This window comes from Chitinophaga lutea (assembly GCF_003813775.1).
GTDB classification, from domain to species: Bacteria; Bacteroidota; Bacteroidia; order Chitinophagales; family Chitinophagaceae; genus Chitinophaga; species Chitinophaga lutea.
Map to the genome: position 1 here is coordinate 2,874,437 of NZ_RPDH01000001.1, position 19,387 is coordinate 2,893,823.

General features: G+C 54.4%; 15 protein-coding genes. 7 read left to right on the forward strand and 8 right to left on the reverse strand.

From position 1 onward, the window contains the following. Positions 1 to 21 precede the first annotated feature (21 nt). Positions 22 to 879, reverse strand: a complete 858-nt coding sequence (locus EGT74_RS11685) for an SMP-30/gluconolactonase/LRE family protein (RefSeq protein ID WP_246008192.1) — start codon at positions 877 to 879, stop codon at positions 22 to 24. A 143-nt stretch (positions 880 to 1,022) separates the two neighbouring features. On the opposite strand from EGT74_RS11685, the gene EGT74_RS11690 reads away from it, so the two are divergent. The 5 genes from EGT74_RS11690 (at position 1,023) to EGT74_RS11710 (ending at position 9,485) form a co-directional block, all read left to right on the forward strand. Further along, on the forward strand, positions 1,023 to 1,610 hold the full coding sequence (locus EGT74_RS11690) for an RNA polymerase sigma-70 factor (protein WP_123846676.1): 588 nt from the start codon (positions 1,023 to 1,025) through the stop codon (positions 1,608 to 1,610). A gap of 96 nt (positions 1,611 to 1,706) precedes the next feature. Further along, on the forward strand, positions 1,707 to 2,735 hold the full coding sequence (locus EGT74_RS11695; protein WP_158618097.1) for a FecR family protein: 1,029 nt from the start codon (positions 1,707 to 1,709) through the stop codon (positions 2,733 to 2,735). Positions 2,736 to 2,950: 215 nt separating this feature from the next. Continuing rightward, positions 2,951 to 6,406 (forward strand): SusC/RagA family TonB-linked outer membrane protein, encoded by a 3,456-nt coding sequence (locus tag EGT74_RS11700; protein ID WP_220392843.1) that lies wholly within the window; start codon positions 2,951 to 2,953, stop codon positions 6,404 to 6,406. A gap of 17 nt (positions 6,407 to 6,423) precedes the next feature. Then, entirely contained in the window at positions 6,424 to 8,244 is a 1,821-nt protein-coding gene (locus EGT74_RS11705) for a RagB/SusD family nutrient uptake outer membrane protein (RefSeq protein WP_123846679.1), read from the forward strand. A gap of 8 nt (positions 8,245 to 8,252) precedes the next feature. Beyond that, positions 8,253 to 9,485, forward strand: a complete 1,233-nt coding sequence (locus tag EGT74_RS11710) for an alkaline phosphatase family protein (protein ID WP_123846680.1) — start codon at positions 8,253 to 8,255, stop codon at positions 9,483 to 9,485. 48 nt (positions 9,486 to 9,533) lie between these two features. On the opposite strand, the gene EGT74_RS11715 is transcribed toward EGT74_RS11710, so the two are convergent. The 5 genes from EGT74_RS11715 to EGT74_RS11735 all read right to left on the reverse strand — a co-directional run bounded on the left by EGT74_RS11715 (position 9,534) and on the right by EGT74_RS11735 (position 14,765). Beyond that, positions 9,534 to 11,267 (reverse strand): ATP-binding response regulator, encoded by a 1,734-nt coding sequence (locus EGT74_RS11715; protein ID WP_123846681.1) that lies wholly within the window; start codon positions 11,265 to 11,267, stop codon positions 9,534 to 9,536. Between the two features lie 190 nt (positions 11,268 to 11,457). Further along, complete coding sequence (locus EGT74_RS11720; protein ID WP_123846682.1) at positions 11,458 to 12,141, reverse strand: ankyrin repeat domain-containing protein; 684 nt, start codon at positions 12,139 to 12,141, stop codon at positions 11,458 to 11,460. A gap of 152 nt (positions 12,142 to 12,293) precedes the next feature. Further along, positions 12,294 to 13,163: an AraC family transcriptional regulator gene (locus tag EGT74_RS11725; RefSeq protein WP_123846683.1), complete on the reverse strand. Its 870-nt coding sequence runs from the start codon at positions 13,161 to 13,163 to the stop codon at positions 12,294 to 12,296. A gap of 81 nt (positions 13,164 to 13,244) precedes the next feature. Then, positions 13,245 to 13,682 carry a DUF4822 domain-containing protein gene (locus tag EGT74_RS11730; protein ID WP_158618098.1) on the reverse strand — a complete coding sequence of 146 codons (438 nt, stop codon included), beginning with the start codon at positions 13,680 to 13,682 and terminating at the stop codon, positions 13,245 to 13,247. A gap of 96 nt (positions 13,683 to 13,778) precedes the next feature. Further along, on the reverse strand, positions 13,779 to 14,765 hold the full coding sequence (locus EGT74_RS11735) for an AraC family transcriptional regulator (RefSeq protein ID WP_123846685.1): 987 nt from the start codon (positions 14,763 to 14,765) through the stop codon (positions 13,779 to 13,781). 141 nt (positions 14,766 to 14,906) lie between these two features. On the opposite strand from EGT74_RS11735, the gene EGT74_RS11740 reads away from it, so the two are divergent. After that, a complete protein-coding gene (locus EGT74_RS11740) occupies positions 14,907 to 15,302 on the forward strand; it encodes a nuclear transport factor 2 family protein (RefSeq protein WP_123846686.1) in 396 nt (131 codons plus the stop codon). Positions 15,303 to 15,873: 571 nt separating this feature from the next. Here EGT74_RS11740 and EGT74_RS11745 read toward each other — a convergent pair. Both EGT74_RS11745 and EGT74_RS11750 read right to left on the reverse strand, forming a co-directional pair. Next, positions 15,874 to 18,513 carry a T9SS type B sorting domain-containing protein gene (locus tag EGT74_RS11745; protein ID WP_123846687.1) on the reverse strand — a complete coding sequence of 880 codons (2,640 nt, stop codon included), beginning with the start codon at positions 18,511 to 18,513 and terminating at the stop codon, positions 15,874 to 15,876. Between the two features lie 82 nt (positions 18,514 to 18,595). Then, positions 18,596 to 18,991 carry a response regulator gene (locus EGT74_RS11750; protein ID WP_123846688.1) on the reverse strand — a complete coding sequence of 132 codons (396 nt, stop codon included), beginning with the start codon at positions 18,989 to 18,991 and terminating at the stop codon, positions 18,596 to 18,598. A gap of 172 nt (positions 18,992 to 19,163) precedes the next feature. On the opposite strand from EGT74_RS11750, the gene EGT74_RS26905 reads away from it, so the two are divergent. Further along, positions 19,164 to 19,340 (forward strand): hypothetical protein, encoded by a 177-nt coding sequence (locus EGT74_RS26905; RefSeq protein ID WP_158618099.1) that lies wholly within the window; start codon positions 19,164 to 19,166, stop codon positions 19,338 to 19,340. Positions 19,341 to 19,387 lie beyond the last annotated feature (47 nt).

A 19,387-nucleotide genomic window follows, 5' to 3' on the forward strand; every position in this document is an offset into this window, starting at 1 on the left:
GGAGGAAGCCCTTAAAACGCGTTACTTCGCTGGTTTTAACTGGTAGGCCGTCACGCGGTTGCCGTAGAACGTCGGCACATATACGATGCGTTTTTTCGCATCGTAACCGATATCGGCCGTCTGCAGCTTTTCACCCTGCGTGTCGAGCATTTTGATGGCGGTGCCGGCTTTCAGGTCTACATAGAACATTTCACCCTGCCAGCACGACACCACATATTCGTCCGCTTTCACATGTTCGATGCCGTCGGTGCCTTTGGTGACATCTACCAGTTTGGCGATCCTGTTGTCTTTTTCAGCGCGGTTCACCGCGCCGCCGTCGAGCACCAGCAGCTGGCCCTGGCTGAACAGCAGGCCGTTGGGGCCTTTCAGGCCGCTTTTCGCGCTGTCGAGCAGTTCGGCTGATTTGCCGTTTTCAAACGTGTGCACTTTTTTCCTTTTGGAATCGGACACATATACGGTGCCTTTCGGGCTGACGGTGATATCGTTGAGGTTCAGCGCCCCGTCGATGGTATGGCGGGTTACGATGGCGCCCTTGGCGATGTCGATCACCACCACGGCGTCGAGGTCGGCCACGTAAAGATGATTCCCGTGTACGCCCATGCCTTTCGGCGCGCTGAGGCCTTCCACCCATTTGAGGTTCGTGATCTTACCGTCCGGCGTCAGCTGGGAAATGAATCCCTTACCGTCTTTTCCCCAGGGAGCGCCGTCGATATTGGCCACGTACAGTACATTTCTTTTCGCGTCGAAATAGACCGATTCCGGTACCCGCAGGGTGGTGTCCGAAGTCCATAATTTCTCGAGGGTAGGCTGTTGGGCGGCAGCGCGGATGAAGGGCGATGCAGCGCAGAGCAGACAGAGGATAGCAGATTTTAGTTTCATAACATCAGAATTTGGAGCTAAATTTAATAAAATTTGTACTTTACTTCCAGAAACACTGACAGTGAACGAAGGATAATCAACCAGAACGGGGAAATAACGATACGTTAATAATCGCAGGATACTAAATACCATATTTTTGGGGCATGACTGAAAATGAACTGATCAAACGCCTTTTCCTGAACATTTGTGAAGGAGGGGATATGCAGGCTTATGATGAGTTGTACAGGCTGTTTTGCAGCCGGTTGATTCATTTTTCGGCCGCTATCACCGGTTCTTTCCACCTGGCGGAGGAGATCGTGTCTGACGTGTTCATGATGGTCTGGCAAAAACGCCGGCAGCTGGCCGATGTGGAGAACCCCGGCGTATATCTTTACGTTTGCACCCGCAACCGCTCTCTCAATACGCTGGAACAGCACCGCAGGAACCAGCATGCCCATTTGGATACCTTGGATACCGATGCGCTGGCCATGGCGCCCGACCAGGAAGAAGGCATGATTTCCGCCGAGGTGGCGCAGCGGATAGAGGCCGCCATCCGGAGCCTGCCAGCCCGTTGCCAGCTTATTTTCCGTTTGGTGAAGCAGGACGGGATGAAGTACAAAGAAGTGGCCGAATTACTGGAAATCTCCTCCAAAACAGTCGACGCCCAGCTCACCATCGCGGTGAAAAAAGTAGCGGAAGCCATCCGGCTGAATATGCCGCACGACCTCGCCAAATCCTTCCTTTTCCGTTAACACAAATTTTTTCAGCAGTCTTTAGGGAACTTTTGAGGCCATACCTGTCCTTCTGGTATGACGCATGAAAGGATATGGAATCTGTTTGCCCGGAAAATGGCAAATGAGCTGCTTCCCGAAGAGGAGAAGGAGCTGGAACGCCTGTTACAACAACATCCGGAAGCTTCTTATATCAAGGAAATGCTCATGCATCCATGGAAAGACCGGGAGCGGCTCTTTGGCCCCGAGGAAGTGGATATGGCCCTGAGAAGGCATAAACTCCGCCTGGAAGCAGCCGGGGACGCGGACGACGAGCCGGTACCGGTGCGCCCGAAAGGTAAAGTGAGACGAATGGTGTTACAACTCACAGGCGTGGCCGCTGCCGTGGCGCTGGCATTTTTCGTGGGCCGCCAATGGTTGCCCGCCGCCAATTCGCCGTTGGAGGGCGCCCCGCAGCAACTCGTGACGCAGAAAGGCTCCCGCAGCCATATCAAACTGCCGGACGGCACCACCGTATGGCTCAATGCCGGCAGTAAACTGGACTACCCCAAACAGTTCACCGGCGGGAAAAGGGAGGTGACGCTGGAAGGCGAAGCTTTTTTCGATGTGGCGAAAGATGCTGACCGCCCGTTTACCGTACGAACAAAAACTTTCGCCATCCGCGTATTGGGCACGGAATTCAATGTGCGCGCCTACCCGCAGGAAGACAGCGCCGTGACCTCCCTTATACGCGGTGCGGTGGAAGTGGTGCTGGATGAAACGGAGAACAGGGTGGTACGCCTGAGGCCCAATGAAAAACTCACCATGCTGACCGCTGTAGTAACTCCGGACAACAACGGTCATAACCCGGTGGAGATACATCAGCCGGTGAAATCGAGGCTGACGGAAGTGGAAGACAGCGTGATCGCTGAAACGGCCTGGGTGGAAAATAAACTCGCTTTCAAGAAAATGCCGCTCGAACGGGTGGCAGTACTGCTCGAGCACTGGTTCGACGCAGATATCCGCTTTAAAAACGACAACAAAAGACAGGTGTACTTATCGGGAGTGTTTGACAAGGAAAGCCTCATTGAAGTACTGAAAGCACTGGAGCTGACCGGCTCCTTTCACTTCAGACAGGGCGACGACGGTGTGATCTGGATCGAATAAAAGAATTTCAGCCACATATAATATCATTCTGCAGTATAGCCGGAAAGAAAACGGGAAATGATTGCGCCATTTCCCGCCATTAAGTCGGCTAGTGACATTGCTATGCGTTAAACATTTATCAATTATCAATTAACCAACAACTCAAAGGTATGAAAAAAAGTACAGTGGTGAGTTGGCTTCCACCAGGGCGAAGCCTCAAAAAACTGTTTATTTTTATGAAGCTCTCCGCGATGTTCGTTTTTGTTGCGTGTATGCAGGTCAGCGCCAGCGTTCGCTCCCAGCATACCGTTTCCGTAAAATTGTCCCGTACTAATCTTGAAAAAGCATTTAGCCTCATCGAACTGCAAACGAAATACCGTTTCGTTTACAACGATGACAGGTTGCCTGCATGGCATAAAGTGACCATCGACGCGAAGGAACAGCCCATCCAGCAGGTACTGGAGCAGATGCTGGCCAATACCAACCTCGGCTACCGTTTCCTGTCGGGCGACCTTATCGTGATCGCCCCCTCCGCTACCGTGGCGAAAGACATTGTGGCGAAAGGCAAAGTGGTGAACCCTGCGGGCGAACCGCTGCAGATGGTGAGCGTACGGCTGAAGAACACCACTATCGGCGTGCTCACCAATGAAAAGGGTGAATTCGAACTGAAGGTACCTGAAGAAGGGACGCTGATATTTTCTTATGTGGGATATGTTACGCAGGAACTGCAGATGGGCTCCGGTGCGTCGCTGAACGTCGTCCTCCAGCCCAATTCCAATTCGATGGAAGAAGTGGTGGTGGTAGGGTACGGCGTGCAGCGGAAAATCAGCACCACCGGTGCGGTAGACCAGGTTGCCGGCAAACAGCTGGCCGAGCGCCCCATCTCGAACATATTCCAGGGCCTCCAGGGTGTGAGCCCCGGCCTGAATATCAACTACAAGGGCGGCGCTCCCGGCGCCACGCCCAACATCAATATCCGCGGCGTGGGCTCGCTTTTCGGGGAAACCACCCCGCTGATCATCATCGACGGCATCACGGCGGCTACGGACGACTTCTTCCGCCTGAATGCCAACGACATCGCCACGATCACCGTGCTGAGAGACGCGGCGTCTGCCGCCATCTATGGTGCGCGCGCCTCGTTCGGGGTAGTGCTCATCACCACCAAACAGGGCGCCGGCGGAAAGCAGCGGATGAGCTACAATAACTACATCTCCAGCTCAAGGCCCACCGTACTGCCCAAACAGGTAACCGACCCCTACATCTTTTCGAGGGTGCTGGAAACCGCCACGGACAATACGCCCTGGGACTATGTGAACTATTCCGATTATCATTACCAGTGGGCGAAAGAGCGTTCAGACAATCCCTCCGTGGAAGACGTGCGCACCGACCCCAATGATCCGAACAAGTGGATCTATATGGGCAGCAACGACTGGAACGAATACTTTTTCAACAAGTCGAGCAGCTCTTCCAATCACAGCGTGACGTTCAGCGGTGGCGGCGAAACCGGGAAAGGCAAACCTTTCGGGTATTTCCTGTCGGCCGACTACACCAAAGAGAACGGCCTCAACAAACTCGCGAAAGACGACTGGAACCGCTACGGCCTCCGTGCGCGCGTGAATTTCTCGCCGCTGGGCTGGCTGAAGATTGACAACAACCTGAACATCTACCAGATCAAATACGATGCGCCCACTTACGGCATCACCGATCTGTATTACCTCATGCCCACGCAGGTGGCTAAAAACCCGGACGGCACCTGGGCGAATACCGATGCAGGGCGGCTTGGCGCGAAGCTGACCAGCGGCGGCCGGAACGTGTCTACCCGCTTCGGTTTCCAGGACGTGGTGAGAGGCGTAGGTACCTTCCTCAACGGCGATCTGCTGGTGACTGCCAACGCCAGCTTCAAGCGCGAAATGTGGAAATACAACACCGACTATAGAAAGTACAGCATCGGGTATGGCCCGAAGGACATCCGTACCGAAGGCGGCAGCGGCTCCGTGTCTGTGCGCAACGGCATTGTGAAGCATGATGTGTATGACCTGTATGCCAACTATACCAAAAAACTGGGCGCTGATCATGAGATAAAAGCACTGGCTGGGTTTAACCAGGAAGAATATATCTGGTCGTTCGAACAGGCGGCCAGGGACGTGCTGATCACATCCAGCCTTCCGTACCTGTCGCTGGCCACCGGCACGCCTACTGTGGGCGCCGGTTATACCACCTACGCGCTGCGCGGTTATTTCGGGCGCCTGAACTATACGTACAAAAACCGTTACGTGATTGAAGCGAACGGCCGGTGGGACGGCTCTTCCAGGTTCCTGCCCTCCAACCGCTGGGGTTTCTTCCCCTCCATCTCAGGCGCATGGATCGCCAGCGAAGAAGCTTTCGTCCGCAACATCAGGCAACTGTCCACCCTCAAGTTCAGGGCCTCTTACGGGGCGCTGGGCAACCAGGTGACGAGCGACTTCCGCCACATCCCGACAATCCCCGTCGGCACATCCGGTTACCTGGTTAACGGCGCTTTCCCCACGGTGGCTACCGGTGCGGCATTGCTGCCGGTCGACCCGCAGTCGTACACCTGGGAAAAAGTAAATACGTTCAACGTGGGCGCCGATTTGGGCCTTTTCCAGGACCGCATACTGATCGGGTTCGACATGTATTCCCGTAAAACCATCGGGATGCTCGTAGCGGCGTCTTCCGCACCCGGCGTACTGGGCACCTCCGTTCCGCCGACCAACTCCGCAGACCTTGATACAAGAGGCTGGGAACTGTCTGTAGGTTATAAGAACGAATTCTCGCTGGGCAATAAACCACTCACTTTCAGCTCCCGTTTTATCATCTCCGATTCCCGCACCAAAATCACGAAATACGACAAAAACAAACTCGGCCTGCTGAGCGATTACCGCGTCGGCCAGTATGTGGGAGAGATCTGGGGCCTGGAGAACAACGGCTATTTCAAGGATGCGGATGAGATCAAGGCGCTCGACCAGACGGCTATCGTACCCTGGGGCGCCCTCGATATTGTGCCGGGCTGGCCGAAATATACCGATCAGAATAAAGACGGCAAGATCACCAAGGGTAATGGCACCACCGCAAATCCGGGCGACTATAAAATCATCGGCAACAGCGCCACCCGCTATCGCTACGGCATCACGCTGGAGGCGCAGTGGAACAACATCGACCTGTCTGTTTTCCTGCAGGGCGTAGCCAAACGTGATTTTTATCCCCGCCACTATCTTTTCTGGGGCCCGTACCAGCAGCCATATGCCGGCGTATACCCCTGGAACCTCGATTTCTACCGCGGTGCATCTGAAACCGGTGCTGCGCGCGACAGGCACTCTGCTTCATACATTGCCGCAGGCCTCGCCGATGCCAATCCCAACGGATATTTCCCGGTATTGCAATCATGGCTGGCGGACGCCAACTATGGCTCCGGCCTCGACATTCCGCAGTCCAAATACCTGCTGAACGGCGCTTACCTGCGTTTCAAGAACGTAACGCTGGGTTATACGCTGCCTTCATCGGTGGCTAAAAAGATACACATCAGCCGTCTCCGGGTGTTCGTGACCGGTGAGAACCTGTACGAGTTCTCTTCCATCAAAAAATATTTTGATCCCGAGTCCATCGAGGATGGTTTTGGTTGGGCTTATCCCTTCCAGCGGAAATATGCCTTCGGTATCAATCTTGATTTTTAAGATAAAAAGCATTTCAAGTGAAAAAATTCTCGCTTCTCAACATATCGCTGGCCGTCGTGATAGGGCTGACGGCAGCATCGTGCCAGAAAGACTTTCTGAACCGCTACCCGCAAACATCCATTCCTCCGGATTTGTTTTTCAAGTCGGAGGAAGACCTGAACCTCTATGTTACCGGCCTGCTGAGCATGGCGGATCGTGGCCGTTACGTGAGCGACCAGGATACGGATGACAAAGCCACTACCGGCGCCATGGAAATAAAAAGCATGATGACGGGCACGCCTTCGTCCCAAACCATCACCGGTGGCTGGAGCTGGGGTAGGCTGCGCAACATCAACTATTTCCTCGACAACTATCATAATGCCGGCGTAACGCAGGAGGTGAAAGACCACTACGCGGGCCTCGCCAGGTATTACCGGGCGCTCTTTTACATGGATAAAGTAAAAAGATTCTCGGATGTGCCCTGGTATGCGCATGCGATGGATCCCGGCGACAGTGTGTCGTTATACAAACCCCGCGACCCGAGAAAGCTGATCATGGACAGCGTGATGGCCGACCTCGAGTTTGCGGCGGCAAAAGTGAAAGAGTCCGTACCGGCCGGTACGCCCGGGAAATGGGCCGTGAAGCTGGCGCAGGCGCGGATTGCCCTGCACGAAGGCACTTACAGGAAATATCACAGCGAACTGAAACTGGAAGCAACAGCCGACGCATTCCTGCAAACGGCCGCCAAGGTATCGGAGGAAATCATCAGTTCCGGGAAGTTCCAGCTGCACAACACCGGCAATCCTGCTACGGACTATTATGCCCTGTTCAGCAGCGCGAACCTGGCGAACAACAAGGAAGTGATGCTGGTAAATATTTTCGACCAGGATTTGAAAAAGAATGGCGGCAATAACGGCAACATCAACAACTACGAACAGTCGCCTTCCCGCGACCTGGTGCAGACCTACCTGATGAAAGACGGCAGCCGCTTTACGGATAAACCCGGTTATCAGACGATGCAATACGTGCAGGAGTTTGCCGACCGTGATCCCCGCCTGAGCCAGACGTTTTTTTATCCCGGCTTTAAACTGGCGGTGAATCCCCCCGCAGTGGCGAACCCTTACATCCTCCGCCTGAACAAGAACTTCACGGGTTATCACCAGTTGAAGGGCTATATGAACAGCACCGATTCCAAAGTGATCGACGGCGCGGACTTTCCCGTGCACCGGTATGCGGAAGTGCTGCTGATTTTCGCGGAAGCAAAAGCCGAACTGGGCACGCTCACGCAGGGCGACCTCGATAGATCCATTACACTCATCCGCCAGCGCGCCGGTATGCCGGCCCTGGTGATGGCCACCGCCAACGCCGCGCCAGACCCGCTGCAGGTGGCCAAATACCCGAATGTAAAAGGCGCCAACACCGGTGTTATCCTTGAAATACGCCGCGAGAAAAGAGTGGAGTTCGCTATGGAAGGATACCGCTTCGACGACCTGATGAGATGGAACGCGGGCAAAAACCTGGAGAAAATACCGGAGGGGATGTACTTCCCCGGGCTGGGCAAATATGACCTGACCGGCGACGGTGTGGAAGATATCATCCTCATCGACAAAGGAACCGCCATTCCGCCGTCCGGATCACAACAAACGAATTCACTTGGCGTAAAACTGGTATATTACAAGGCCGGCAGTTTCGGGGAAGACGTAACGGTGTACCTGCGCAACGGGAATGCAGGCGGCACCATCGTAACGGAGACCAGGACGCGCGACTTCCAGGAGCCGAAATACTATTACCGTCCCGTACCGTTCAACGAACTGGTGCTGAACCCGAAACTGGCCCCGCAATTATTTGACTGGAAATAAAAACAAGTATGAAGAAATGGATCACAGGCGGGTTGCTGATGCTGGCCATCGCAGCACATGCGCAAAAGAAGAAGGCGGTATTCATTATCGTAGACGGCATTTCGGCGGACGCACTCGAACAGATCGACCCGCCGCATCTGAAACAGATCGCCAACGCGGGTAAATACCTGCGGGCATTCGTAGGCGGCGAAAAAGGCGGTTATTCTCAAACACCCACCATCTCGGCGGTAGGCTACAACAGCGTATTGACGGGCACCTGGGTGAACAAACACAATGTGTGGGACAACGACATCAAAGCGCCCAACTACAATTATCACAACATCTTCCGCCTGTTCAAAGCAAAGTACCCGCAGCAGAAAACGGCCATTTTCAGCAGCTGGACGGATAACCGCACCAAGCTGGTCGGAGAGGGGCTTCCGGCCGCAGGCAACATTGCGCTGGATTATAAATTCGACGGCTATGAACTGGATACCGTCAAATTCCCGCACGATAAAGGGCGGAGTTATATGGAGCGGATCGATGCGCAGGTGGCCGAAGATGCCGCCGCCTGCATCCGTAAAGATGCGCCGGACCTGTCGTGGGTGTACCTGGAGTATACGGACGATATGGGGCATATGTACGGCGACAGTCCCGAGTTTACCACCGCTATCCGGAAGATGGACGAGAAAGTCGGCCGTATCTGGGAGGCCATTCAATACCGGCAGAAACAGTTCAAAGAAGACTGGCTGATCGTGATCACGACCGACCACGGCCGTGATGAAAAAACGGGCCGCGGGCACGGCGGGCAATCCACCCGCCAGCGTTCCGGCTGGATTTTGCTCAACCAGCCTGTGCTGAATGATTATGCCCGTTATTATTATCCTTCCATCGTGGACATCATGCCCACCGTGGCGCGTTTCCTGCAACTCCCCTTACCGCAGGCCACCACCCGGGAATCGGACGGCATTGCGCTGACGGGCCCTGTGTCTGTAGCGCAGCCGGGTGTACTGAAGGTCCGCGACCGGCTCGATGTGACCTGGAAGGCGATGGACCCGAAAGGGACCGTGAAGGTATGGCTCGCCTCCACCAACCATTACAAGGAAGGCGGGGAAGATGTGTACAAGCTGATCGCGGAAGTGCCCGCGGCGAAAGAGCGCCTGAACATCGACGTGAAAGACGTTCCATCTGATTTTTATAAAGTGGTGCTGGAAGGAAAACACAACACCGTGAACCGGTGGTGGGTGGAAGAAAAGAAACCTTAAATCTCTGGAAACCCTTATCAGGAATAGGCAGCGCCGTCATGGCGCTGCCTATTCCATTTCTGCCCCGGCCAGGTGTTTTTCCAGCACCAGCCGCAGCGCGGTAAATTCGATCGGTTTGGTCACGTAGTCGCTGGCGCCTTCCTGCATAAAGCCGGCGGCCGTTTCCGTGAAAGCGTCGCCGGAGGCGATGATGACCGGTATGCGGCGCAGCGAAGGGTCGTTTTTCAGGTGCTGTAACGTTTCACGTCCATTCATTTTCGGCATATGGGAATCAAGGATGATGAGGTCGGGCGGCCGCTCGCGAGCTGCGGCCAGACCTTCCACGCCATTGTTGGCGGTGAGCACTTCCACGCCGCTGTTGACGAGGAAGTTTTTCATGATCACCTGGTTCATCTTGTCGTCTTCAATCACCAGCACGGTTTTGCTGCTGAACATTTTTGCGGCCGGCTGCGCCGGAGCGGGCGGTGTTTGTGTGCTGTCCGAGCCGTGAAGGGGGAAATACACGGTAAAGGTGGTGCTCGTATTTTCGGTGCATTCCACCGTAATGTTGCCTTCCAGCAACTCCGCGAAGTGTTTGGAAATGTGAAGGCCCAGCCCCGTTCCTTCAATAAAGGAACTTTTTTCTCCAACGAACGGCTCGAAGATCCGCACCAGCTTGTCTTTCTCGATCCCGCCGCCCTGGTCGGTTACGCTGATGAACCATTCTGCATCCTGCATGCCCGCGCGGATGGCGATCACGCTTTTTTTGCGGGTGAATTTGATGGCGTTCATCAGCAGGTTGTTGATGATCTGCGAAAACTTGGTTTCGTCTGTCAGCACTTTTTCCGGCAACCGCTGCTCGAACAATAATTCAATGTGCACTTCCTTGGTGGTGGCCACATACTCGTAGATGTTGGCGATATTCCGGAGCGTTTTGCGCACATCCACTTTCTTATACCGCACTTCATCGAGCTGCCCGGCTTCGATGCGGGACAATTCCAGCACGTTGTTGATGATCTCTTTCATGTTGAAGCTCGCAGAATAGAGGCTGTCTACCAGCGTGGGCAGGGTGGCGCTGATTTTCCCGCTCTTCAGGTCCATCTGCATCAGCTGCACTATCCCGAAAATGGCATTGAGCGGGTTGCGCAGTTCGTGGCTGGTTTCCTGCAAAAACACTTTCCTCGACTGGTTGGCTTTTTCCAGTTCGATGGAACGCGCCTGTAAGGTGAGCATCAGGCTGCTGGTCACTTTTTTATAATACAGGATGCAGATGGTATTGAGGGTGAGGATGATCAGGATGCAGCACCAGCGCATCAGGAAAGTGGTGGTATGATCAAAAACGAGAGGGGCTACCCAGCCCGTATAATAGAACGTTTCCGTGACGATGAGGCCGCCCGTGGTGACGGAAAAACAGATAATGATCGATTTTCTTTTGTCGTATATCAGGAAGGTGGCGCTGATCATAAAGAGCAATACCAGTACCACTTCTATCGCTGTGCCCAGCAACACGCCGAAATAGACCGTCCATACGGCCTGGAAACACATCATGCAGATGCCGGCCGTTTCGTACCGCCGCCGGGCATTCAGCCAGATGATAAACAGGCTACTGGCGCTTGCCAGCAAGGCAGGGATGAAGATCTGCAGCTTGCCGGTGATAAAATAGAAGAACGTGCCCGAAACTGCAATCAGCGCGGCCGCACAAAGGCTCAATATGTTGATGATCCGTATTCTCTGCTGTTGTTCTTCTGCCAGGTTTTGGGAGCCAAAGGAAATTATCTCAGCCAATAGGTGGAATACTTTCATGATGTTTTGGACTTGGACAGGGCTTACAAATTTTCGAGGAAACAATAATGCGCTATAAATGTAACGAATCGCTTTTTCCCCGCCAAAATCAACCGGGCCTTGCAAACATGTTTGCTCGGATCATAAAAAAAGCCGCTCCGTAGAGCGGCCTTATTCCATCCATCCTCAGTATTCGTCCTTCCTGGTCTCATTATTTCGCGCCGGCCTGTTCCAGCAGGGTCGCGATCGCGGATTGTCCTTTTCTTTTTGCATGCGCCAGCGGGCTAACACCATCTTTATCAGCGATATTCACATTAGCGCCTGCGGCTATAAGCATTTTGACCACCTGTATGTGCGCCGGACTGCCGTTGCCGAGAATGATGGCTTCGAGCAAACCGGTCCAGCCCAGCCGGTTGATGTGATCTACCGGGAAGTTCTTGTCGGACAGCAGGGCCGCCACGGTTTCCACATGGGCATGCTCGCAGGCCGGTATGAGGGCGGAGCCTCCGTAGCGGTTGTGCACTTTATAATCCGCGCCGGCTTTCATGCACATTTTTACGATTTCCGTAAACCCCGATGCGCCTGCGTACAGGAAGGGAGAGTTCAGTATCTTATCCTGCGCATTCACGTTGGCGCCGTTTTCGATCAGCAGCTTCGCCGCATTGATGTGATTGTGGTAAACGGCGGCCATCAGGGGCGTTCTGCCGTCTCCGTCGCGCGTTTCGATTGTAGCGCCGGCGGTCAAAGCTTCCCTGATGCCCAGGGTGTCGTTTTCAGCGGCGGCATTGCGTAATTTTTGATCAGCATTGGCTATCATCATCTTATCCTCCTTCTGTTTTTGTGCGCATGCCGGTAATGCTAAACCCAGCATGGCTGTTAATAGAATCAGCTTCATATCCTGCCTGTTGATGTATGTAAAATTACATCCCTTCGTAGCGGAATAGCGGGCTTTATTGTGTTGATGATGGTGTTTTCTGAATCTCGTGACGGTGGTGCAGGGAACAGGATGATTTTCCCGGTGCCTGAACGGATTATGGCAGTAACAGTTTACTCTGCAGACGGTGTTTTCAGGAGCTCATGGCGGAACGCCAGCGGTGTTTGGCCGGTATAGCGGCGGAAGAAGCGGGAGAAGTAAGAAGTGTCCGAAAAGCCCAGTGCGTATGCGATTTCTTTGACATCCTGCCCGGTGAGCGTGAGCAGGCGTTTGGCTTCCAGCAGCAGGCGCTGGCGGATGCACTGGCCGGCGGTGATACCGGTTTCTTTCCTGCACACGATGTTGAGGTATTGCGGCGTGATGTGCAGCAGCTCCGCGTAATATTCCACCGTGGCGTTTTCTTTATAATGCTGCTCGAGCAGGGATAGGAATTGTTTGACCAGCCTGCGCAGGGGCTGTTGCCCACCGCTGGGGTTGGCCTCGTCGTAATACCGTTCGAGCAGGTTCAGCAACACCCGCAGGCGGTTGCTGATGATGCGCACGGAAAGCCAGTCGGCGCGGTCGTATTCTTTCGTGATCTGTTCCAGTTCGTACAATACATCCGAAAAATCGCTGTCGGACAATTGCAGCACCGGGTGGTTGTTGAAGGAGAAAAAAGGCCATTGCTGCGGGGTGCCCTCCAGGAATTCCGGCCCGAACATCAGCTGGAACCCCCTGGTGGCCGGATCCAGTTCCCAGCTGTGGGCCTGGCCCGGAGCAAGAAAATGTACCTGGTTCTTTTCGGCTTTGTGGGTTGTAAAATCGATGGTATGATCGCCGCCGCCCTTGCTGATCACCAGCAGCATGTAAAAATTATGCTTATGCGCCTGGGGAAGACTGGCCTTGCCCTGCTGCTCGTGCCTGAAAATACTGAAGACTTCTGCTTTCAGCGGAGTGCAGATGTCTTTGATGCTGATAACGGGCAAGTTGTTTCTCGGCTGCATGCGCACGGAATGGTGTGCAGCGAAAATACGAAAATAGCCGCGTTGTTGGCGCGGCTATATCACTGATAAAGAGTGGCATGTTTATTTTTTGATGGGTTTGTGCTCCACATCCACCCGGGCGCCGGCGCCATTGACTACCCGGTAGGTAAACAGCTCGCGGGTGAGCTTCACCACGTCCACCACGCGCGTGTAGTTGCGGGTGCGGGATACCAGAATACGTTTGTCGTTTTTAGGGGTGATAAAATAGTACCCTTCGTCGCCGCGGGGCGTACCATCCATGTTATAAAAAATGTAATTCCCGTCCGGCAGGTAGTCGGCCAGGCCTACGAAGCCCATGTTGGCGGCGGTGACGTCGTTACCGGCGGAATCCCTTACCACGGTGGTGGTCCAGCGGGTGGAAGCGAGGATGGCGTTGCCGTTTTCCGGCGTGGATGGAGACGGTGCTTCGTCTTTGTTGCAGGCGGCGATAGTGCAGGCAGTAAAGAATGCCAGCGCCAGTTTTTTCCAGGTGATTGTCATTGTTCGCAGTTTTAAGTGTGTATGTACCAAAGCTATGCACATCCTTTTCCTGCGAACGGAGCATATCCGGCGGATAATGGTACTTTTTGAAACAGCCTAGTTTTGCTGGTAATGGCCGGGTGTGTTACCCGTCCACCGTTTGAAGGCCCGGGTGAAAGCGCTCAGTTCGTTGTATCCCAGCATGCCGCTCACTTCTTTCAGGGGATAGTTACCGGAGGAAAGGTAGTGAAGGGCGAGGGTTTTGCGCACATCGTCCGCCACGTCCTGGAACTTCACGCCTTCGTCTTTCAGCCGGCGCTGCAGGCTGCGGGCGCTCGTGTTGAAGTTGGCGGCGATGTCTTCCAAAGAAATGATGCCGAGGTAGGCGTTGGTCAGTAAATAGTGATGGATACGGGCATGCAGGCTTTGCTCCGGGGCAGGCGGGGCAATGGCATGGGCCTTTTGCAGCAGCATGCGCTGGAGCTCGTAGTTAGCGGTAATGACCGGTTCATCCCAGTAGCGCCCGTCGAATTCGATGGAAAATTCACCGGCCCGCCGGCCGGGCTTGCAGCGCAGCACTCTTTCATATTCCGCCGGTTCGCCCATGGTGTAGGGAAATCGTACTGCCTTGGGTTTTATTTTCTGCAGCAGCAGCCCGTCCAGTTCATGAATGGTGAACACCATGAAAAAGTCCATCAGCTGCCGGAACACGAAAGAAGTCTGGTCTTTCAGGGGAACGTAGCGCACGGTGAACGACTTCCCATGCTGTACCACTTCCATGGTAAAGAGGTCGGTGACCAGGTGCGCCAGCGAAGCTGCAAGCGTCAGGGCTTCACCGGCGGTGGCGCTGCTTTGTACGATTTCGCCCACAACGCCGAGCGCGGCTGCCTGCAGCGATTCGCCCAGGTGCAGCCCCACCAGCGGATCGTTGAGCATATGACCGGTGTTCAGCCACAATTGTTCGAGCTGCCGAGGTGTAACGGGTTCTTTGCCCGGCAGGCCTTTCGGGAAACCCGACAGCCGGCAGAGCTGCGGAACGTCTGCGTCGCGCTGCGCCGCAAACGCGAGCAGGTTGAGCGCCATTCTTTTTCGCTGATCTTCCATGTTGTGCATTGCTTTACGGAAATAAAGATAAGACGGAACAGGGGTGCAAAAATCGGGGTGGCGTGAAATGGTAATGATTTGTCGCCTCAGGATAAACGCTGCGCCCATACCCGCGGGTACCTTTGTTTAAAATTATAACACATGAAAAATCAGGCATTACAAACCGTTCAGCAATTTTTAGCAGCCGTACAACAGTTCGATGTTCCCCAATTGCAGGCCTTGCTGCACCCGGCCGTAAAATGGCAGGCGCCGGGCAGTAACCGCTTTTCCGGCGAAAAACAAAATGCCGGCGAGGTATTTGAAATGGTCGGGGGCATGATGGCGGCTTCGGGCAACACATTCTCCCTGGCGGAAATCAAATCCGTGGCAGTGAACGGCAACAGGGTGGCCTGCGTGCTGCGCTTCACCGCCAGCCGCGAAGGCGCCGTGATGGATACCGATAACACAGATGTTTATACGGTGGAAAACGGGCAGATCACCGCAGTGGAGGCTTTCGCCACGGAGCCGGAGAAGGAGGATGCGTTTTGGGGAAAATAAAATTTTTCGGGCGGTGTTGGATGAGTTGCCTTCGTAGATGAAACGCCATGCGAAACTGACAGAAGGCAATATTCCCAGTGAATCTTAGAAGGATTAGGGCTTGCGCCGTCTTCGCAGTAAAAGCCGGGGCATTTATTCAGGTGCTGTTCGATGAATTGTCTTTTGGGCAAGACAATGAGATGGCAACCGCGGCCAGGTGGAATCATGAAACATTTTTCCGGTGTATGTTGAGTGAATTTTCCTTTGGGCGAGACAATGAGATGGCAACCGCGGCCAGGTGGAATTATGAAACATTTTTCCGGTGTATGTTGAGTGAATTGGCTTTTGGGCGAGACAATTAGCGAAACACGCCGAAAAAACAAAGCGGGAGCCCCGGTGGGGTTTCCGCTTTTGTTATCCGGGCAACTGACGCTTCCATACACTGTTTTTTTGAATGGTACCCGTTTTTGAGAAGTCATCTCCTGCAGGCAGGCGATGTGCCGGGAAATCAGTATCATCACCCACCTTGCCAGTGATCGCAACAAAGCGGCCGCACTGCCCAATGTACATCGCAGCGTGTACAATTTCAATGTCATCTCAGCAAAGTAGCCGTCCCGCTCATGAAGAAATCATACCCCAGGTAATCTTTCGCTTTTACCTGCCATACATATACTCCGGACGATTGCGGCGTTCCGTTGATATGCCCGTTCCAGCCGGAACCGCTTTGTTTGCCGCTGTACACCAGCTGCCCCCAGCGGTTGTACACCATAAAAAATTCGATCTCCCGGATGCCGACCGCAATGGGCCGCAACTGATCATTCAGCCCGTCGCCATTGGGTGTAAAGGCCGTCGGCACAAATACCTGCGGCAGTGTGTTGTACACCTTCACCTGCATGAAAGCCGAGTCCGCACAGCCGGCTTCATTCTGCACGGTCACTTTGTAGCGGAATGCGCGGGTGGGGGAGTTGAACAGCGCCACCGGATTGTGAATGGTAGTGGAGCTGAGCCCCTGGGCGGGCGACCAGGTATATTGCTGCCCGCCGCTGGCATTGAGCTGCAGCGGCTGCCCCAGCACGATGGCCGTGTCGCGGCCCGCGAAGGCGTGAATTTTCGGTAACACGCGCACCACTACGGTGTCTTTCACCGGCTTTGGGCACCCCCTGTTATCGGTTGCCGTAAAAATATAGGCGGCAGTGGCGGCTGGCCGCACCAGCGGATCGGTCGTACCGGAGGGCACGCCGTTGGCATCGGTGGTTTGCCAGGTGAACGCGTTGCCGTCCGTGAGGCCATGCAGCTGCGCCATGTTGTCGAAACAAATCACGGTATCGGCACCGGCAAAGGCGCGGGGGTATGGAACGGTGGTAACGGTGATGTTGTCTGTAGCACGGCACTGGCTGATGCTGGCGGTAACGGAAAACGTAGTGGTTTGCGTAATGGTGGCTACCGGGTTTTGCACGTCGGGGAAATTCAGTGCGGCGGCGGGCGTCCATGTAAAGAGCAGGCCGTTGGTGGTGGGCCTTAACGTAATGGGATCGCCCTGGCAGATCACCGTGTCCGCCGGCAGGCGCAAACTAACATGGTCCACTACACGCACCATCACAGAGTCGCGGTTGAGGCAGCCGTTCTGGTCCAGATCCACATAATACTTCGTGTCCGTCAGCGGCGCTACAAACGGGGAAGCGGTGTTGGCGCCGGTGATCTGCGCGGCGGGTGACCAGGTGAAAACGCCCGTACCGGTGCTTTGCAGCTGCAGGCGGTCGGGGGGACAAATCAACGTATCCCGGAAGCGCAATCCGATGGGTGGTTTGTCGAGAATGTCGACCGCCTTCGTGAGCGTGTCTTTGCACCCGTCTGTATTATGAACGATCAGCCGCACGTTTTTTGTACCCATGCCCGGGTAGGTGAATGTGGGATGCCGCTCGTCGGAAAAATCGGTTTGCAGGGTGGCTTCCCCGAAGTCCCAGTCCCAGAAATTAACCGTGCCCGTGCGGGTGGTGGTTTCATCGCGGAACAATACCGGTTTGTTGATACAGGCGCCCACGTTGCTGAATGCCGGCTGGAAGCCGGGATACACGAACGCCTGGGCCTCGATGGAATCCGGGCATTGCAGTCCCCTGTTGGTAGCGAGTTTGATGGTATAGGTGCCCGGTGCTGAAAAAGTATGATCGGCCACGGGATTGTTCGAAGTATAGACGATGTTGCCCGCGCTGTTGGAGAATTCCCAATAGTACGTGGAAATCAGCGGGCTGTTGGACATGTTGGCCACCGTGAGCTGTTGCGAGCTGCGGCACAGCATGTATTCGGGCTGCAGGGTAGCGGCGGCTACGGTGCAGCCGGTGATGTTGATCTGCAGGTCTTTGCGTTGGGTGGCGATGGCTACGCCGTTGCGGATTTCCTGTACGCATACGGTGACCACATAAATGCCGGTACCGGGCGCTATACCGGTGATGAGCCCTGTGTTGGGATTGATACGCACGCGGTTGCCCAAAGGCGCTCCGCCGCTGAAATCGGAACCATAGGGTACCGAATGATAGGGCGGCGCAACCGGCGGCTGGCTGTTGTTGCCCCCAACAGGACCGCCTCCACCGCCGCCACCCCCTCCGCCGCTGGAATATCCCACGGTCTGGTATGCTTCGCAGAAATAATAACGCAGCTGGTCGCCGTCCCCGTCTTCCGCCGCAAAACTGTAAGAGAAAGCATTGTCGGCGCAAATGGTAACGAGGTCGCTGCCCGTAAAGCGTGCGCTGCTATTGGCATGCAGCGGCGTGCCGGGAATTTCGGCGGTATAGGTGGCGCCGATGCGCCCGTAGCCTGGTTCCAGGTTGTTGATGGCGTCTACCCGGTTGGTCACCTGCGAGGTGAGTATATACCCATCCGGCGAAGCCGGCAGCGACACGTCGAATTCCCAGTAGCCCACTTTGTAACAGATCAGCGGGGCGCGCGTAATACAGGGGTCGGTGCTGGTGGCGCTCAGCTCTTCTTCCCGCGACAGCGGGATGCGCAGGTCGGTGATACGCTGGCCGTTGGATTTATTGAAAATGCCGATATAGGTAGGGCTGGCGAATTGCCGGTTGGGTGTGAAGCAGCTCCTGAACTGTTTCAGCGTGACATGATACGTGGGCAGGCCATTCACAATGCCGCTGTAGGTATAATACATTTCCCCGCCGGTAATATGATCGGCGCTGGCGGATAAAGATGCCACCACAAAAAAAAGCAACAGCAATCGCTTCATGCAGATGTGTTTGTACTATCCAGGGTGATTACGGAAACCCACGCGTACCGGTTGCTCTGCAGTCATAAGTCAGGTTGGAAAATTATCTGGTAGCCGGGAAAAGCAGGCCATGCAGCATGCCCACCAGTTCTGAGAATTTTTCAGGTTTGGTGATGAATTGCTCCGCACCCAGTTGCCGGGACTCCTGGATGGTTTTCATATCCGATGCGGTGGAAAATACGATCACCGGCACGTCTTTCGCTTTATGCCCCGCTTTTACTTCCCGTAAAAACTGCGAACCGTTCATCATCGGCATGTTCAGATCGAGAAATATCAGGTCGGGCAGCGTGGCTGCGTTATTTAAATGCATGATGGCTTCGTAACCGTTGGCGGCAACAGAACACACTATTCCATTGTCGATAAATGCAAGCGCTGATGTAAAGATTTCCTGATCATCGATATCATCTTCAATCAGCAGTATAGAGGGCGTTGTTGTCATGCGTCAAACGGTATGTGCTGTACAAAATTTTGGCTGAAAACTACATTATGAAATACCTATATGTGTCTGTATGCCTACATTTTCAGGGTAACTCACTACTGTTAATTTAATCAAATTAAATGAGATTTTTTCCGTGGCACGCTTTTTTTAGATCTTATTTAAAAATACAGTCATGAAAACTTCCAGAAGCCAGAACAACAAGCAGTCCAAACAGGGGATGGTACATACGCCCCGCCCGGAAATCCGGGATGATCTCGACAGCCGCATGAGCGAAGAGCAGGATTTTAAGGGCGACGACGTGACGCACAACAAAAAAGCCCGGAAATCGGAGCGAAATAAAAAGAAATAGCGGGCAATCCATTCCACAGTGTGCGGTATGTTTTCTATTATTGTACT

What these genes read in the sequence shown, in the direction of transcription:
- EGT74_RS11700 (WP_220392843.1), top strand. Translation starts at nt 2,951, where the DNA reads ATGAAGCTCTCCGCGATGTTCGTTTTTGTTGCGTGTATGCAGGTCAGC.
- EGT74_RS11695 (WP_158618097.1), top strand. Translation starts at nt 1,707, where the DNA reads ATGGCAAATGAGCTGCTTCCCGAAGAGGAGAAGGAGCTGGAACGCCTG.
- EGT74_RS11740 (WP_123846686.1), top strand. Translation starts at nt 14,907, where the DNA reads ATGAAAAATCAGGCATTACAAACCGTTCAGCAATTTTTAGCAGCCGTA.
- EGT74_RS11750 (WP_123846688.1), bottom strand. Translation starts at nt 18,991, where the DNA reads ATGACAACAACGCCCTCTATACTGCTGATTGAAGATGATATCGATGAT.
- EGT74_RS26905 (WP_158618099.1), top strand. Translation starts at nt 19,164, where the DNA reads ATGAAAACTTCCAGAAGCCAGAACAACAAGCAGTCCAAACAGGGGATG.
- EGT74_RS11715 (WP_123846681.1), bottom strand. Translation starts at nt 11,267, where the DNA reads ATGAAAGTATTCCACCTATTGGCTGAGATAATTTCCTTTGGCTCCCAA.
- EGT74_RS11720 (WP_123846682.1), bottom strand. Translation starts at nt 12,141, where the DNA reads ATGAAGCTGATTCTATTAACAGCCATGCTGGGTTTAGCATTACCGGCA.
- EGT74_RS11735 (WP_123846685.1), bottom strand. Translation starts at nt 14,765, where the DNA reads ATGGAAGATCAGCGAAAAAGAATGGCGCTCAACCTGCTCGCGTTTGCG.
- EGT74_RS11690 (WP_123846676.1), top strand. Translation starts at nt 1,023, where the DNA reads ATGACTGAAAATGAACTGATCAAACGCCTTTTCCTGAACATTTGTGAA.
- EGT74_RS11730 (WP_158618098.1), bottom strand. Translation starts at nt 13,682, where the DNA reads ATGACAATCACCTGGAAAAAACTGGCGCTGGCATTCTTTACTGCCTGC.
- EGT74_RS11745 (WP_123846687.1), bottom strand. Translation starts at nt 18,513, where the DNA reads ATGAAGCGATTGCTGTTGCTTTTTTTTGTGGTGGCATCTTTATCCGCC.
- EGT74_RS11685 (WP_246008192.1), bottom strand. Translation starts at nt 879, where the DNA reads ATGAAACTAAAATCTGCTATCCTCTGTCTGCTCTGCGCTGCATCGCCC.
- EGT74_RS11725 (WP_123846683.1), bottom strand. Translation starts at nt 13,163, where the DNA reads ATGCAGCCGAGAAACAACTTGCCCGTTATCAGCATCAAAGACATCTGC.
- EGT74_RS11710 (WP_123846680.1), top strand. Translation starts at nt 8,253, where the DNA reads ATGAAGAAATGGATCACAGGCGGGTTGCTGATGCTGGCCATCGCAGCA.